We start from the raw sequence: 16,330 nt of genomic DNA, 5'->3' as shown, positions 1-16,330 counted from the left end.
ATGGGCGATACGCCCTCGACATAGCCTCCCAGCGATGGCGCTGATATGGGCGATTGGGGTGCCTTGGGGCTGCTTTGCAGCCCCAAAAACGGTGGATCAGTACTGCGCCTGCCCCGGCACCCAGGCCGTCCCCGCCAAGGGCACCCGCGCCATCGCGGCCGCTTCCACGGTCAACGCCACCAGGTCCTCCGGGTCAAGGTTGTGCAGGTGCGACTTGCCACACGCCCGCGCCATGGTCTGCGCCTCCAGCACCAGCACCCGCAGATAGTTCGCCAGCCGGCGACCCGCTTCTTCCGGGTTCAGGCGCCCGGCCAGCTCTGGGTCCTGGGTGGTGATGCCGGCCGGATCGCGACCGTTCTGCCAGTCGTCATAGAAGCCCGCAGCCGAGCCAATCTTCTTCAGCTCGCTGTCCAGCCGCGGATGGTTGTCACCCAGTGCAATCAATGCCGCCGTGCCGATGGCCACTGCGTCTGCCCCCAGGGCCATGGCCTTGGCTACGTCGGCACCGTTGCGGATACCGCCAGAGACGATCAGCTGCACCTTGCGGTGCATGCCCATTTCCTGAAGCGCCTGCACCGCCTGCGGGATGGCCGGAAGAATCGGGATGCCAACGTGCTCGATGAACACTTCCTGAGTGGCTGCGGTACCGCCCTGCATGCCGTCTAGCACGATCACATCTGCACCAGCCTTTACCGCCAGCTTGACGTCGTAGTAAGGGCGGCTGGCACCGATCTTCACGTAAATGGGTTTTTCCCAGTCGGTGATCTCGCGGATCTCGGCAATCTTGATCGCCAGGTCATCCGGGCCGGTCCAGTCCGGGTGGCGGCAGGCACTGCGCTGGTCGACGCCGATCGGCAAGGTGCGCATGCCGGCTACCCGCTCGGTTACCTTCATGCCCAGCAGCATGCCGCCACCGCCCGGCTTGGCGCCCTGGCCGAGGACGATCTCGATGGCGTCGGCCTTGCGCAGGTCGTCGGGGTTCATGCCGTAGCGCGAAGGCAGGTACTGGTACACCAGGTGCTGCGACTGGCCACGTTCTTCCGGGGTCATGCCGCCGTCACCGGTGGTGGTGCTGGTGCCGGCGATGGTCGCACCACGGCCCAGCGCTTCCTTGGCGTTGGCCGACAACGCGCCGAAGCTCATGCCGGCGATGGTCACCGGGATTTTCAGGTGGATCGGCTTTTTCGCAAACCGGTTGCCCAGCACCACGTCGGTGCCGCACTTCTCGCGGTAGCCTTCCAGGGGATAGCGCGACACGCTGGCGCCGAGCAGCAACAGGTCGTCGAAGTGCGGCACACGGCGCTTGGTGCCACCGCCGCGGATGTCGTAGATGCCGGTTTCGGCGGCACGCTGGATTTCCTGGATGGTCAGGCGATCGAAGGTGGCCGACTCACGCAGTACCGGGGGGAATTGCTCGCTCATGGGAATGCTCCTGGATCAGTACGCGCTGGCGTTGTCGACTTTGAAGTTGTACAGCTGGCGGGCCGAGCCGTAGCGTTTGAAATCGGCGGCCTTATGGTCCAGGCCAGCCTTGTTCAGCAGTTCCTGCAGCTCTTGCAGGTGTTCGGCGCGCATTTCTTTCTCGATGCAGTCCGAGCCCAGTGACTGCACCGAGCCCTTGACGTAGATGCGCACCTCATACAGCGAGTCGCCCAGCGCGTCGCCGGCATCGCCACACACCACCAGGCGTCCGGCCTGGCCCATGAAGCAGCTCATGTGGCCAATGCTGCCGCCGACCACAATGTCCACGCCTTTCATGGAAATACCGCAACGGGCACCGGCATCACCTTCGATCACCAGCAGCCCGCCATGGGCGGTGGCGCCTGCGGCCTGCGAGGCACTGCCCTTGACCCTCACCAGGCCGGACATCATGTTCTCGGCCACGCCGACACCCACGTTGCCGTGCACGGTCACGCTGGCCTGCTGGTTCATGCCGGCGCAGTAGTAGCCGGCATGGCCTTCGATATCCACCGCCACGGCGGCGTTGATGCCCACCGCCAGGTTGTGTTTGCCGCCGGGATGGGTCACTTGCCATTCGAGGTCCTGCACCTCGCCGTGCAGTGACTGGTTGAGCACACGCACCGAAGTGCTGGATAGGTCGATCGTCTTCATAAGGTTCTCCAGGGGTTCGGTGGCAGGTCAGGCGCTTTCGCGCTCCCAGACGTACAGGGTGGCCGGCGCCGGTTCCCAGACCTTGGCGTGCTCGATGCCGGGCAGGCCGGCCAGTGCCTGGTATTCCGAGGCCATGGCCACGTAGTCTTCGGTCTCGGCCAGCACCGCCGGCTTGCAGGCAATCGGGTCACGGATCACGGCAAAGCCGTTGCGGGTGCCGATGGCAAACGTGAAGAAGCCGTCCAGGTCTTCCAGCGCGCCATCCAGGGCCTGGGCCAGGCTGTCGCCCTGCTGTAGCCGCCAGGTCAGGTAGCCGGCGGCCACTTCGGTGTCGTTATCGGTCTCGAAGCTGATGCCTTCGCGCTTGAGTACCTGGCGCAAGCGGAAGTGGTTGGAGAGCGAGCCGTTGTGCACCAGGCACAGGTCGGCGCCGGTGGAGAACGGGTGACTGCCCTCCATGGTCACGGCGCTTTCGGTGGCCATGCGGGTGTGGCCGATGATGTGGCTGCCCTTCATGCCGGCCAGGCCGAAGCGACTGGATATTTCCGCCGGCAGGCCCATGCCCTTGAGGATTTCGATGCTCTGCCCGGCGCTCATGATGCGCACATCGGGCGCTAGCTCGGCCAAGGCGCCGCGGGCTGCGGCCTCATCTGTGTGCACTTTGAGCACAGCGGCGCTGGCGTTCTGGTACCAGTCCAGCGAGCAACCCAGGTGCCCTTCCAGCTGGCCCATCAGGGTGGTCCAGGGGTAGTTGGTGTCAGTCGCTTGCAGGGTCAGCTTGACCCAGCCTTCGGCCACTTCATCGCCGTAGATGGCAAAGCCGGCGCTGTCCGGTCCACGGTCGGTCATGGCTTGGAGCATGGGTTCGAACAGCTTGCCTAGCTGGCCTTCCAGCCCGGGCTTTTTCAGGTACAGACCTACGATTCCACACATGGTGATGCTCCTTACTAGGCAGTGGGCGAGCGCTTTCGTGTCTGCCGCCCAGGGGATTGGGGCGGTCAGAAGAACTCGGTGTAACGCTGGATTTCCCAGTCGGAGACGTGGCGGCAGTACTCCACCCACTCCATGCGCTTGAGCTTGATAAACTCGTCGACGATCCCGGCGCCCAGCACCTCGCGGAACAACGGGTCGGCTTCGAGCGCGTCGACGGCCTCCTTCAGCGATTGCGGCAAGGTCTTGATGCCGCGCGCGGCAATTTCTTCAAGGCTCAGGTTGTAGAGGTTTTCATTGCACATCTCGCCCGGATCCAGCTGGCGGTCGATGCCATCGAGGCCGGCGGCGATAATGGCGGCGGTGACCAGATACGGGTTGCAGCCGGCGTCCGGCAGGCGGAACTCCAGGCGACCATAAGGAATGCGCACCATTGCAGAACGGTTATTGGCCCCCCAGGCGACGAAGGCCGGGGCCCACGTCGAGCCCGACAATGAACGGCCAACCACCAGACGCTTGTAGGAGTTGACCGTCGGCGCCGCAAAGGCACACAACGCCGCGCCGTGGACCATGAGCCCTGCAGCAAAGTGATAGGCCAGCTTTGACAGGCCCATGCCGCTGCTGTCGGACGGGTCGTGGAACAGGTTCTTGTGGGTGCTGCTGGCCAGCGACAGGTGAAAGTGCATGCCGTTGCCGGCGCGCTTGGGGTCAGGCTTGGGCATGAACGAGCAGATCATGCCCAGGTCGTTGGCGATCTCACCGGCAGCCATGCGGAAGAAGGTGAAGCGGTCGGCTGACTCCATGGCGTCGCTGTAGGTGTAGTTGATCTCGAACTGGCCATTGGCGTCTTCGTGGTCAATCTGGTAGATGTCGAAGCCCACCGGCTGCAGCGCCTCGGTCAGGCGTTCGAGGAACAGCCGCGAGCGCGACAGGCCCTTGTAGTCGTAGCAGGGCTTGTCGAGGTTGTCGGAGGCGTCAACCAGTTGCAGCTTGCCGCCTTCGTCGCGGCGGAACAGGCTGAACTCGGGCTCAAGGCCGGTGTTCAGGGTCCAGCCCTTCTCGGCCAGGCGCTGCACCTGCTGCTGCAATACGTAGCGGCTGTCATAGGGCCAAGGCTGGCCGTTGACATGGCCCACGCACACCACCCGGCCATAGCCTGGCTGCCACGGCACCGGAACCAGTGTGGACAGATCGCCGCGGGCCATGAAGTCCGGGCCGTGCGGCTCCATGCCCATGCCGCAGATGGCGAACCCGGCAAAGCCGGCGCCCTCCTCGGCTACCATCTTCAGGCCCGATACCGGCACCGATTTGGTCTTCGCCGAGCCATGGATATCGACGAACTGCGCCAACACGTACTTGATGCCGTGCTGGTCGAGGGTGCGCTGGGTTTCTGCTGGCAACATGGGTTGAACACTCCTGGGCAAGGGCGACGATTCCGCAAAGGAAACTTACTTTCCTCACAGGAATGCAATGCGCTTGCCAAGTTTGTTCAAGGTGCGCCCTTGGGTGTCTGTTCGGGCCTCTTCGCGGGCAAGCCCGCTCCCACAGGATTCGCCGCAAAGCCGCTTGGGAGTGGACTTGCCCGCGAAGAGGCCGGCACAGGCAAGACAAAACCCAGGCAGGATTTTCTGTTCTATTTGTGGGAAACTTGATTTCACCTGAGGAAAGAAGCCGCCAGCGCAGCTGCATTTCGCACTTTCCCAGTGCGAAAACTTTATTCTTGAACTGAAACCGTGCAGGACTTTCGATGTCGACCGAAACCGAACCGCGCCTTCGTCTGGAGCAGTACCTGGGCCTGCAGATCAAGCGCCAGCGCCAGGCCCAGTCCCTCAAGCTCGCCGATGTGGCGCGCATTGCCGGCATTAGCCAGGGCATGCTGAGCAAGATCGAAAACGCCCAGGTGTCCACCAGCCTCGACACCCTCAGCCGCCTGTGCGACGTACTGGGCATGCCGATGGCCAAGCTGTTCAGCCAATATGACCAGCCCGACGGCAATGCTCTGCTGGTAAAGGCTGGCGAAGGTCTGGAAGTAGTGCGCCGCGGCACCGAGAAGGGCCACACCTACCACTTGCTCAATCACGCCAGGGGGCCGAAGAAAAACTTCGAGGCCTATAGGGTGAGCATGGATGACGCCAGCGAAGAGTTCCCCACCTTCGCCCACCCCGGCACCGAGTTCCTCCACTTGCTGGAGGGCGAGCTGGTGTACCGCCATGGCAACCAGCTCTATCACATGCACGCCGGCGACAGCCTCACATTCGACGGCGAAACCCCGCACGGCCCGGAGAAACTGGTGCAGGTGCCCATACGCCTGCTCTCGATCATGAACTACGGCGACGAGTGACGCGCGGCACAGGGCGAATTGCAGTGGGCACTACAGCTTGAACTTCACGCAAATCGTACTGTTTTCGGCTAGCCGATCCAGCGTGATTGCATCAGCTCCATACCCTGAATAGCTTTTCACCAGCCGCATACCCAAGCCTGTTCCGCTTGGTTCGGGATAAGACTCCGGAAAGCCCTCCCCCTCGTCCCTTACTGTAATCACAGCATGGTCGCCTGCGTTCTGGACGCTCACCCCAATCGTGCCCTTGCCATACTTGAGGGCATTGGTGATCAGCTCGGAAATGACCAGGCCCAACGGCGCCATCCGCTGTGGGGGGAGAATGAAAGCATCGGCGTTGAGCACGATCTTACGTTCAGCCAGCGCCGACCCCAGGTCACTCAACAAGGCGCCAAGATACTCCGATGCCAGGACGCCCTGGGTTTCTGCAGTCTGATAGAGGCGCTCATGCACACTGGCAATCGTCAGCACGCGGCTCGCTGCCGTCTGCAGCTGGACCTTGACCGCCTCATCCGCCGACAGGTTGGCCTGAAGCTGGAGCAAAGTGTTCACCAGGTGCAGGCTGTTCTTTACCCGATGGTGAATCTCTTCAAGATAGAGATCGCTGTCGCTCAGCTTGGTGTTTTGCACAGCAATCAGGGACAGCAACTGAGCCTCGTGCTGGTGCCGCTCGGTGATGTCCCGCGACACTGCGATCAGCCTGTCCACCTTGCCCTCGGCACTCAGAATGGGCGCAATGGTTACATCCCACCATCTCGGCTCATCGCCGGCCGTGGGGCAATAGGCCTCAAACCTCGCCGATTCACCGGCCACGGACCGCGCCATGGCATCACGCACGACGGGTTTGGAGTCGTCAGGCCACAGCTGGGTCCAGGGTTTGCCGCGCACCTCTGCCAGCTCGCTTATGTGCATGAGGTACATTCCGGCATCATTCATGAATTCGATATCGCCATGCGTGGTGAGGATCTTTACGCAATCGGGGCTGGCATTGAGCATGCTTTCCGAATAGCGATCCGGTAGCTGCTCATCTGCCCCATTTGCCAGGCGTTCCACGGCCATGGAGATGACGTTGGAGATACCTTCGAGGAACACCAGGTCGCTTTCGATGAAATCGTCACCCTCGGTGCTGTCCGCCTCCAGCACACCAAACGGCTGTAGCGCCCCCCGGATGGGCACGTTGATGGCGCGTTCGATGCCATACTTTTTCAACAGATCCGGCGTGCGGAAGCGCTGCTCCTGGCCCAGATGGTTGGAGAGCACCGGGCGGTACGTAGAGAGGGCATAACCCGCCGGACTGGCCACATCGCCACCGACCTTGGCGTGGCCGATATCAGAGGGATCCCAACCGACACCGTGGGTCAGCAAAAAATCATCGCTGCCAGGCAATGGCATCAACACCTTGGCAAAACGCGTGTGCATGCCTTTGGCCACAACGGTACAAGCCTGCGTGAGCAAAGTATCGAGACTCGTCGACCTGAGCGACGACACGCCATACTCCACCACCAACTGATGCTGCTTGTGTAAACGGGCCTGTGACTTCTGCAGTGCAAGCCTGATCATTTCATCGGGAGGCAGTTGATGCATGGGTTCTCATCCACAGCTGGCAATTGGGAAGATTACTTTCGGGCGCGCCGTTCGACACCATGGCCCCTGCGGACGTGCCAGGCAGGGATCGAAAACTTTTCGTGGCTTCATTTACCAACGATCCAGCATCGATGGCAATGACGAAAACCATCTAAGCCCGGCGGTAATGGGAAAGTATAGATCGCTCGGTTTGCCAACAACCCAAGCGCCACCCGTCAGTTGCATGAAACCACTGGTCATAGCCGCCCGCCGAATGGCTACATGATCGGGGTTTTGTTATGGCTCGCAGTGTATTGGTAGTAGAGGATGACGCGTTGATTCGAATGCTCGCCTGCGAAGCGCTGGAATCGCTCGACCTCGACGTGCGCAGCTGCGGCTGCGTCGATGAGGCGATAACGGTGCTAGAAACCACGGCCCGCCTGGATCTCGTGTTGACCGATATCCAGATGCCAGGCCAGCTCGATGGAGTGGACCTCGCGCACCTGGTCATTGACCGGTGGCCGGGCACCGCCGTGATCGTGATGTCGGCCGGCCAACGTGATGCCGGCTCTCGCTTACCCGGGTCTGCTACGTTCCTCTCAAAACCTTGGACGGTTGGCCAGTTGCTGACTGCTATCGAGCAAACGCTATCTTTCAAAGCAAACGACTTGATGAGGGGTGACTACAGGGTGGACAAAATTGCCCAACTGGATGAGGACATGGCGATACTCGGCCAGGTCGCAGACGAGCTTGAACGCCAAATATCGCCCTGCCCCGTAACCAGGCCTTTGGTGATCGCATGGCTAACGGAGTGGGCGCGGCAGCCAGGCGCCGTGCCGGATTTAGGACGCAACCTGCCCAACCTTCCGCAATCACTCAAGGCAGCCTACCTCAGCTGGACCCATCAATGTGAGGGATGATCTGCCAGCACTCTCGACCTGTGGGAGCGGGTTCACCCGCAAACAGGCCGGGGCCGTTACCCCACCGCCTGCAAGCCGACACACAACTCGAGAAACCGCGCTGCCGCCCTTGAGGGCGTTGCCGCATGTGGCATCAATATGGAAAACCGCCTGACCAACGGCTCAGGGGCAACTTGCAGTCGGTGCAGGGCCCCATCCTCATGGCGGATCGACATTGCCGACACAAAGCCAACCCCCATCCCTGCACGCACCGCCTCCTTCACCCCTTCCACCCCGGCAATCTCCAGCGCTACGCGCATCGCCACACCCTCACGGGCAAACGCGCGCTCGACGACCTGCCGCACACCCGAGCCGCTCTCGCGCAACACCAACGGGTAAGTGCCCAGCGCCCCCAAGGTCTGCGGACCACTGCCAGCCAGCGGATGACCGCTGGGCACGATGGCAACGATCTCGTCCTCACGCCAGGCTGTCACTTGCGTGCCCAACGGCAGCTCCTGCCCAGGCGGCCCTTCGATCAGGGCGATGTCGACACTGCCCAGCGCAGCGACGATCTCCGCCGTGTTGCCGTGTGATGTAGTCACCAGCACGTCCGGGTGACTGGCATGGAAATCGGCGATCAGGTACGGCAGCAGGTAACTGGCAGGCGTGGTACTGGCACCGATGCGCAAGGTACCGCGCTCCAGGCCACGCATCGCGTCGCGCAGTGCCTGGGCCTGGCGGAAGGTTTCGCGCAGGCGCTCGGCATGGGCCAACAGCTGTTCGCCGGCTGCCGTCAACCGCACCCCCCGCCCGGCGCGCTGATACAGCGGCTCGCCAAAAGCCTCCTGCAACAGCTTGAGCTGGCCGGACACCGCCGGTTGCGACAAATGAAGCGCCTGGGCCGCATGGCTGATGTTGCCGTGCTCGGCAACGGTGGCAAACGTTATCAGTTGTTCTGGGGTCATGATTTAAAAATATCAGCTAAACGGATATTTGCCATTTTAAATTACGATTTTTTATAAGCTTATAACCCGATTAACGTAGGCCTTGTCGAAACACCTTTCCGGAGGACACACATGGCCACGGTTCCGTCCAACCCCGCTTTTACGCCTACCCTCTCTACCCGAGGGCGGCTCAATGGCATCCTGTTCGTCGCGCTGTTCGCGCTTGCGGTCACTCAGCTGGCCGCACTGCCCGCCATCGCCAATCTGGGCATCAGCCCGCTGATTGTCGGCATCGTCGCCGGCGCCCTCTACGGCAATGCCTTGCGCGATGGTGTACCGGCCAGCTGGGCAGCCGGCATCAACTTTTCGGCCCGCGGCCTGCTGCGCATCGCCGTGGCCTTCTTTGGCCTGCGGGTCAGCCTGCAGGAAATTGCCGAAGTCGGCTGGTCGGGCCTTATCGTGTCGCTGCTGGTGGTGTCCAGCACCCTGTTGATCGGCCTGTGGTGCGGCATGAAACTGTTCAAGCTGGACCGCGATACCGCCCTGCTGACCGCCGCTGGCAGCGCCATCTGCGGTGCCGCCGCCGTGCTGGCCTTCGAGTCGGCACTGCGCAGTGCCCCGCACAAGAGCGCCATGGCCGTCGGCAGCGTGGTGCTGTTCGGCACCTTGTCGATGTTCCTGTACCCGCTGGCCATCAACGCCGGCTGGCTGCACCTGGACACCCTGGGAGCGGGGCTGTTTCTGGGCGGCACTATCCACGAAGTCGCCCAGGTGGTGGGCGCAGCCAGTAATGTCAGCCCTGAAGCCACCCATATCGCCACCATCGTCAAGATGACCCGGGTGATGCTGCTGGTGCCGGTACTGCTGGTAGTCGGCCTGTGGATCAGCCGCTCGCGCAAGGCTGATCAGGCGCAAGGCAATGGGCGCATTACGATGCCCTGGTTCGCCTTTGGCTTCCTCGCCCTGGTATTGGTGAATTCTCTGCAGGTACTGCCGGGTAGCGTGACGCAAGCGGTCAATAGCCTCGACACTTTTGCCCTGACCATGGCCATGACTGCGCTGGGTATGGAAACTCGCTTCAGCCAGATTCGCCAGGCGGGGCCAAAGGCGCTGGCTACCGGGGCGATTCTGAACCTGTGGCTGGTAGGGGGTGGATTGGCGATTACCCTTGGCGTGCAAAAGCTGTTGGGCTGAATCGGGACCGGGTTGGCTTCATCGCGGGGTTGCCCGCGAAGAAGCCAACCCGGTCTCAAGGTTTTTCACCAGCCCCCTCGTTGCCGCCCACATTTCTCGGTATGGTGTTGTCAAAGAAGGATGTTTTACCCGCACAGGAAAGACTTAGATGCCTCAACGCAATGTCATCAATGCATCCGTCAGCCCCAAAGGCAGCCTGGAAACGCTGTCACAACGTGAAGTTCAGCAACTGAGTGAAGTCGGTACTGGTAGCCTTTACACCCTTTTCCGCCAGTGCGCCCTGGCCATCCTCAACACTGGCGCCCATGTCGACAATGCCAAGACGATCCTCGAGGCCTACAAAGACTTCGAGGTCAAAATCCATCAACAAGACCGTGGTGTGCGCCTGGAGCTGCTGAATGCCCCGGCCGATGCCTTCGTCGATGGCGAAATGATCGCCAGCACCCGTGAAATGCTGTTCAGCGCCCTGCGCGACATCGTTTACACCGAAAGCGAGCTGGCCAGCCAGCGTATCGACCTGGAAAGCTCCCAGGGCATCACTGATTACGTTTTCCATTTGCTGCGCAACGCGCGCACCCTGCGCCCGGGTGTGGAGCCGAAGATGGTGGTGTGCTGGGGTGGTCACTCGATCAGCAGCGAGGAGTACCAGTACACCAAGAAGGTCGGCCACGAACTGGGCCTGCGCAAGCTGGACGTGTGCACCGGTTGCGGCCCGGGCGTGATGAAGGGCCCGATGAAGGGCGCCACCATTGCCCACGCCAAGCAACGCATGCATGGCAGCCGCTACCTTGGCCTGACCGAGCCGGGCATCATCGCCGCCGAGGCGCCCAACCCGATCGTCAACGAGCTGGTGATTCTGCCGGACATCGAGAAGCGCCTGGAAGCCTTCGTGCGTGTCGGTCACGGCATCATCATCTTCCCCGGCGGCGCCGGCACAGCCGAGGAGTTCCTGTACCTGCTGGGCATCCTCATGCACCCCGATAACCAGGACGTGCCGTTCCCGGTGGTGCTCACCGGCCCGCGCAGCGCCGAGCCTTACCTGCAACAGTTGCATGCCTTCGTGGGCGCCACGCTGGGCGAGGCGGCGCACCGGTTGTACGAAATCATCATTGATGACCCGGCAGAAGTTGCCCGGCACATGGTCGAAGGGCTCAAGGTGGTCAAACAGTTCCGCCGCGAGCGCAATGATGCCTTCCACTTCAACTGGCTGCTGAAGATCGAGGAGAGTTTCCAGCGCCCGTTCGACCCGACCCACCAGGCAATGGCCGAACTGGACCTGCGCCGCGAGCTGCCACCCCATGAGCTGGCTGCCAACCTGCGCCGGGCGTTTTCTGGCGTGGTAGCGGGTAACGTGAAGGACAAGGGCATCCGCCTGATCGAAGAGCATGGGCCGTACCAGATCCGCGGCGACAGCGCCGTGCTGGACCCGCTGGGCCGGCTGTTGCAAGCCTTCGTTGACCAGCATCGCATGAAGTTGCCCGGCGGCGCGGCGTATGTACCTTGCTATCAAGTGGTGACCTGACGGCCTGATACTTCTGATCTTGATCTTGATCTTGATCTTGATCTTGATCTTGATCTTGATCTTCGCGACTTCAGGAGGCCGAACGCAGGCCTTGCGAAGGGAGGTGACGGGCATGGATGCCCGTCAAGCGCTGGGCCCCAGGATGGGGCCTGCAGCGCGGTCCTCCCGGGAGCGAGGCCGGAGTGAGGGGACCCCGGAGCGCAGCGCAGGGGCCGGATGATCGGAGCGCAGCGTTTTTTGGTTACTTTTTGTCGCGTCTGACAAAAAGTGACTCGCCGTAAGGGCGAAAAGGTGAGTTAGTGTCGCCATCGCAAATGGCCTATGCGCGAGCTAAAAACCAGCACTGTTTCGCTGTTCGCTGTTCGCTGTTCGCTGTTCGCTGTTCGCTGTTCGCTGTTCGCTGTTCGCTGTTCGCTGTTCGCTGTTCGCTGTTCGCATTCAGGTGTGGGCATCAACAATGAGTCAACATTCATTTTCAAAGGTGGCGCCAAATCACCTTTCCGCCCTTACGGCGGGTCACTTTTTGTCAAACGCGACAAAAAGTAACCAAAAAACGCTGCGCTCCCATCATCCGGCCCCTACGCTGCGCTCCGGGGTCCCCTCGCTCCGGGCTTGCTCCCGGGAGGACCGCGCTGCAGGCCCCATCCTGGGGCCCAGCGCTTGACGGGCATCCATGCCCGTCACCTCCCTCCGCAAGCCCTGCGCTCGGCCTCCTGAAGTCGCAATCTGCGTTGCCTGAACTGTCGCGCGCTTAGAAGCAAAAGCAAAAAGCAAAAAGCAAAAAGCAAAAAGCAGCCTAGTGATTAATGTCAGCCATCGGACGCTCCACAAACCGAATACTGTCGCGCCCACTGCGCTTGGACTGGTACAAGGCCACATCCCCTTGCTCGATCAATGCCGCCAGGCTCGCCGGCGGCTGGTCGAACAGGTTCACGCCAATACTCAAGGTAACCGCGTGCGGCGTGGGCACGGTCTTGCCGGCATACTGCTGGAATTGCTCGCGCAACAGCCCGCCCAGCTCCATTACCTGCTCGCTACTCGCCCCATTCAACAAGATGACGAACTCATCGCCGCCCAACCGCGCGGCCAGTGCCCGCTCCGGCAGCACCGTGCGAATCATCTCGCTCAAGGCAACCAGCAAGCGGTCCCCGGCAATATGCCCGTGCAGGTCGTTGACCAGCTTGAAGTTGTCGATGTCGATCAGCAGCAACGCCCCAGGCTGCGCCGGGCTCACGTCCTTGAAGAAATGCCCGGCCCGCACCTCCAGCGCACGCCGGTTATACAACGCGGTCAACGGGTCGCGGGCTGACAGCCGGGCAATCCGCTCCTCGCGCCGATAGCGCACGGTGCCGGTCATCGACAAGGCAATCAGCATGATCGCCATCGCCCCCTCGACCAAGGAGATCTGGATGATCAGGCCACCAAAGGTGGCCAGGTCAATCAACGTCCCCGGCGTGATGGCAATGCCCGCCTTGGCCGCATAGAACAGCCCATGGATCAGCAACACATAGCGCAGTTGTACTGCCCCCACACTCAGCGACTTGCCATGGGGCCGCAGCAGGGAGCTGGCCTTGAGCGTCAGCGACGCCACCAGCAACGAGTTGACCATCAGCATCACCTTCGACCACTGCGGCCCTACAGGCAGCAACAGCAAGGCGAACCAGACCACCACAATCATTAGCCAGCCCCGCGACAAGCGGTCCTGGGTAAAACGCAATACGCCCGTCAGGAAGAACCCGTGCGCCACCACCAGCAAACCGTTGGCGAACCAGATGCCGATGAACAACAACCCAGACCCGCGCAACAAGGCCAAAACACAACCGACAGTAATCGTGGCAAAGCCGGCGCTCCAGAACAGCAAGGAGGTTTCGCGGACACTGCGCCACTCAATCGCCAGGTACAGGGCAGCCGCCGCTGCCAGGGCGACCGAGATGGTCAGCATCGTGGGTGGATCTAGCGCCATATACGCTTTGGCCTATCTGGTTAACGAAGAAAGGGCCCGATTGTATGCGCTCGTGATGATTTTTCAGAGGGGCCTTGTACGGTTGGCTGCAAATGATAGCCCAGCCCCCATCGGAGGGCTCACGCAGGTAACATCATATTGACATCAAGGCGCCGCGTGCACCACCGAAATCGCGGTGCCCTCGCCCCCTTGATGCCTGAAAGCAAACTCACCCGTTGCCCCCCAAAAAGCACGGCAGTGCCTGGCGCAGTGCCTCAGAGCACGCGCTTGATCAACGGTTCCAACCGGCTGAAACGCAAGCGCCGCAGAAATTTGCGGACCTCCTTGGGATGCTCGGCCTTCACGCCCAGCGCCTCTGCCGAACCAATCTTCGGCGCATGCCGGCGTAGCGCGTTCAACTCCGCTTCCCTCGGCGTCAGCCATTGCCCGTGCGGGTCATCGATCAGCAGGCCGTTCTCCAGGTCCAGGTTGAACCCGCGCGGGTTCAGGTTGTTGCCGGTCAGCAACGAATAGCGCTGGTCGACCCACACGCCCTTGGCATGAAAGGTATGCCCAGGATCGTTCCAGATGCGTACCTGTAACTGGCCGCTGGCAATGGCGGCATGGCGGCGCCGGGCGAAGGCACGCAGGTTGTCTTCATACAGATAAGGCAAGGCGCCACTGGCGCTGAACGGCTCGCCAGGGGCGATATAGAAGTCATTGGCCGTGCGATCGCCGACAATCAGCTCAACCTGCACACCACGCTCCAGCGCATGGTCAAGCTCGCGCATCACCACCCGCGGGGGGTTGAAATACGGCGTACTGATGATGAGTTGCGTGCGCGCCGCCGCCAACAAGGCGCACAGCGCCCGGTTCAGCGGGTTGCCACGGCCCACGCCCAACAGCGGAATAACCCGCAGCCCTTCCCCTGCCATGCTGGCCGGTGCCTCGTAGGCCATGCGCCGCAACCGCGCACGCAAGCGCCGGATGTCGCCGCGCAGGCTACGGGTGGCAGGTGGCGCAGGCAAGTCGAGGCGCGGTGTGGCGGTGTGGTGCAGCAGGCGCCGCACCAGGTCGACCATGGCATCGGCCAGCCCCGGGGACTGGAACAGGTGGTAGCGGTCCAGGCGATAACGGTCGAAGCGGTGCAGGTACACGTTGTTCAGGCTGGCGCCGGTGTAGATCACGCAGTCGTCGATGATGCTGCCCTTCAGGTGCAACACGCCGAACAGCTCGCGGGTCTGCACCGGCACCCCATGAATCACGATATCCAGCCCACGCAACTGGCGTTGGGCCTGATACCAGGCGGCGTTACCCGGCTGGCGCCCGCCCCCCAGCAGACCACGGCGGGCACGAAACCAGTCGACCACAATGGTGATTTCCAGGCCTGGTCGCTCGGCCTTGGCCTGGTACAACGCATCCAGCACTTCCTGGCCCGCCTCGTCTTCCTGCAGGTACAGGGCGACGATGACGATGCGCCGGGTCGCGGCGTGGATGCGTTCGAGCAAGCAGGCGCGGTATGCCTTGGCATCCGGCAGCACCTGGATCGACTCGGGCGACATGGCGTAGCCTGGCAATGCCGCCAGCATGGTTTCGGGGTTCACGAACGATCACCTTCTCTGTGCAATCACTGTCGGCCCTGCCAGCCGGCGGGGCCATTCCTGGCCGCTGCGCCCGGGGTGTAAGATCGAGCCGGCAACGACCTATAACAACAAGAACCACGCGAGGCTGCATTTTCTCACTGCCCCTGACGAACTATGCCTCAGCTTGCACAGGAACAGCGCAATGGTCTACCCCGCTTCTGCAAACCTATCGCCCTCTATTGTAAAGAGTTGTTCGGTAAAGACGTTCGGCTTTCTGATTTTGCCCAACTTCACCACCATCGGCCTGGCGTCGGCGGTGGAAACCCTGCGCATGGCCAACCTGGCCGCACGCAAACCACTGTTTCGCAGCGTGCTGATTGCCGCAGACGAGGCGCCAGTGGTCGCCAGCAACGGCATGCGGGTACTGCCTGACTACGGCATCGCCAACGCCCCCCAGCTGGATGCGCTGCTGGTGGTCGGGGCCAACCCGATCGACCGGGGCCGTAGCAGCCGCCCGCTGATCGACTGGTTGCGCAAGCTGGCCCGCCAGCACCTGCCATTGGGTGGTATCTGCACCGGGAGCTACCTGTTGGCCAAGGCCGAACTGCTCAAAGGCTACCGCTGCACCATCCATTGGGAAGACCTGCCGACACTGCAGGCGCACTTCCCCGGCATTGTCATTTCCAGCCAGCTGTTCGAACTGGACCGCGACCGCTATACCTGCTCGGGCGGTGTGGCAGCCATGGACATGATGCTGCAACTGGTGGCGCGCGAGCCCGGGGGTCAGGACATTGCGGCCAAGGCGGCCGAGTTATTGCTGTGCGACCGGGTGCGGGGCGAGCGTGATCGCCAGCGGGTACCGCTGCGCACCCTGCTTGGCAGCGCCCAACCCAAGCTGAGCCAGGTGGTGGCGATCATGGAGGCCAACCTGGAGGAACCATTGGGGCTCGAGGAGCTTGCCAGCCTCAACGAGGTCACCGTGCGCCAACTGGAGCGGCTGTTCCATAAATACCTGCAGCGCACGCCCAGCCAGTACTACCTGGAGCTGCGGCTGTCGCGGGCGCGGGAGTTGCTGCTGCGCAGTGACGTGCAGGTGCGCGAGGTGGCGCTGGCCTGCGGGTTCAGCTCGCCGGCGCACTTTTCCAAGAGCTACAGCCGGTTCTTTGGCTTGTCGCCGCTGGGGGAGCGGCGGCAGGCTTCGCTGCATTAATTCAAGGTTTGTACTGGTTTTACCGGCCTCTTCGCGGGCACGCCCGCTCCCACAGGGACCCCACAGTATTCGAATCTGTGGGGTCCCTGTGGG

The 16,330-nt window shown here is 62.2% G+C and carries 13 protein-coding genes; 5 read left to right on the top strand and 8 right to left on the bottom strand.

What is annotated here, in order from left to right:
* Nucleotides 1-96 precede the first annotated feature (96 nt).
* The 4 genes from ACK1VC_RS24560 to glnT all read right to left on the bottom strand — a co-directional run bounded on the left by ACK1VC_RS24560 (nucleotide 97) and on the right by glnT (nucleotide 4,445).
* Complete coding sequence (locus ACK1VC_RS24560; RefSeq protein WP_145914061.1) at nucleotides 97-1,422, bottom strand: FMN-binding glutamate synthase family protein; 1,326 nt, start codon at nucleotides 1,420-1,422, stop codon at nucleotides 97-99.
* Between the two features lie 15 nt (nucleotides 1,423-1,437).
* The gene (locus ACK1VC_RS24555) at nucleotides 1,438-2,112 is read right to left on the bottom strand and encodes a GltB/FmdC/FwdC-like GXGXG domain-containing protein (protein ID WP_023047053.1); all 675 of its coding nucleotides are present in this window, start codon (nucleotides 2,110-2,112) and stop codon (nucleotides 1,438-1,440) included.
* Between the two features lie 27 nt (nucleotides 2,113-2,139).
* Complete coding sequence (locus ACK1VC_RS24550) at nucleotides 2,140-3,045, bottom strand: class II glutamine amidotransferase (protein WP_145914060.1); 906 nt, start codon at nucleotides 3,043-3,045, stop codon at nucleotides 2,140-2,142.
* Nucleotides 3,046-3,110: 65 nt separating this feature from the next.
* Nucleotides 3,111-4,445, bottom strand: coding sequence for a type III glutamate--ammonia ligase (glnT, locus tag ACK1VC_RS24545; RefSeq protein WP_191086692.1), 1,335 nt, complete (start codon nucleotides 4,443-4,445; stop codon nucleotides 3,111-3,113).
* A gap of 344 nt (nucleotides 4,446-4,789) precedes the next feature.
* Between glnT and ACK1VC_RS24540 the strand changes: the two genes are divergently transcribed.
* Complete coding sequence (locus ACK1VC_RS24540; protein ID WP_016487532.1) at nucleotides 4,790-5,383, top strand: helix-turn-helix domain-containing protein; 594 nt, start codon at nucleotides 4,790-4,792, stop codon at nucleotides 5,381-5,383.
* A 30-nt stretch (nucleotides 5,384-5,413) separates the two neighbouring features.
* Here ACK1VC_RS24540 and ACK1VC_RS24535 read toward each other — a convergent pair whose 3' ends face one another.
* Nucleotides 5,414-6,964 (bottom strand): PAS domain-containing protein, encoded by a 1,551-nt coding sequence (locus tag ACK1VC_RS24535; protein ID WP_060518325.1) that lies wholly within the window; start codon nucleotides 6,962-6,964, stop codon nucleotides 5,414-5,416.
* A gap of 278 nt (nucleotides 6,965-7,242) precedes the next feature.
* Here ACK1VC_RS24535 and ACK1VC_RS24530 point away from each other — a divergent pair, with 278 nt between their 5' ends.
* Nucleotides 7,243-7,863: a response regulator gene (locus ACK1VC_RS24530; protein WP_191086693.1), complete on the top strand. Its 621-nt coding sequence runs from the start codon at nucleotides 7,243-7,245 to the stop codon at nucleotides 7,861-7,863.
* 56 nt (nucleotides 7,864-7,919) lie between these two features.
* Here ACK1VC_RS24530 and ACK1VC_RS24525 read toward each other — a convergent pair whose 3' ends face one another.
* Nucleotides 7,920-8,807, bottom strand: a complete 888-nt coding sequence (locus tag ACK1VC_RS24525) for a LysR substrate-binding domain-containing protein (protein ID WP_016487535.1) — start codon at nucleotides 8,805-8,807, stop codon at nucleotides 7,920-7,922.
* Nucleotides 8,808-8,918: 111 nt separating this feature from the next.
* Here ACK1VC_RS24525 and ACK1VC_RS24520 point away from each other — a divergent pair, with 111 nt between their 5' ends.
* Together ACK1VC_RS24520 and ppnN are read left to right on the top strand one after the other, a co-directional pair.
* A complete protein-coding gene (locus tag ACK1VC_RS24520; protein WP_016487536.1) occupies nucleotides 8,919-9,980 on the top strand; it encodes a YeiH family protein in 1,062 nt (353 codons plus the stop codon).
* A 148-nt stretch (nucleotides 9,981-10,128) separates the two neighbouring features.
* On the top strand, nucleotides 10,129-11,502 hold the full coding sequence (ppnN, locus tag ACK1VC_RS24515; protein WP_016487537.1) for a nucleotide 5'-monophosphate nucleosidase PpnN: 1,374 nt from the start codon (nucleotides 10,129-10,131) through the stop codon (nucleotides 11,500-11,502).
* A gap of 796 nt (nucleotides 11,503-12,298) precedes the next feature.
* Here ppnN and ACK1VC_RS24510 read toward each other — a convergent pair.
* Both ACK1VC_RS24510 and pssA read right to left on the bottom strand, forming a co-directional pair.
* Nucleotides 12,299-13,444, bottom strand: a complete 1,146-nt coding sequence (locus tag ACK1VC_RS24510) for a GGDEF domain-containing protein (RefSeq protein WP_191086694.1) — start codon at nucleotides 13,442-13,444, stop codon at nucleotides 12,299-12,301.
* 275 nt (nucleotides 13,445-13,719) lie between these two features.
* The gene (gene pssA / locus ACK1VC_RS24505; RefSeq protein ID WP_145914058.1) at nucleotides 13,720-15,048 is read right to left on the bottom strand and encodes a CDP-diacylglycerol--serine O-phosphatidyltransferase; all 1,329 of its coding nucleotides are present in this window, start codon (nucleotides 15,046-15,048) and stop codon (nucleotides 13,720-13,722) included.
* A gap of 181 nt (nucleotides 15,049-15,229) precedes the next feature.
* Between pssA and ACK1VC_RS24500 the strand changes: the two genes are divergently transcribed.
* Nucleotides 15,230-16,237 (top strand): GlxA family transcriptional regulator, encoded by a 1,008-nt coding sequence (locus ACK1VC_RS24500; RefSeq protein ID WP_016487540.1) that lies wholly within the window; start codon nucleotides 15,230-15,232, stop codon nucleotides 16,235-16,237.
* Nucleotides 16,238-16,330 lie beyond the last annotated feature (93 nt).

The sequence above is a fragment of the Pseudomonas sp. XP2 genome, from assembly GCF_053557975.1.
The sequence above is the reverse complement of the archived record's forward strand: the minus strand, read 5'-3'. Positions and strand labels throughout refer to the sequence as shown.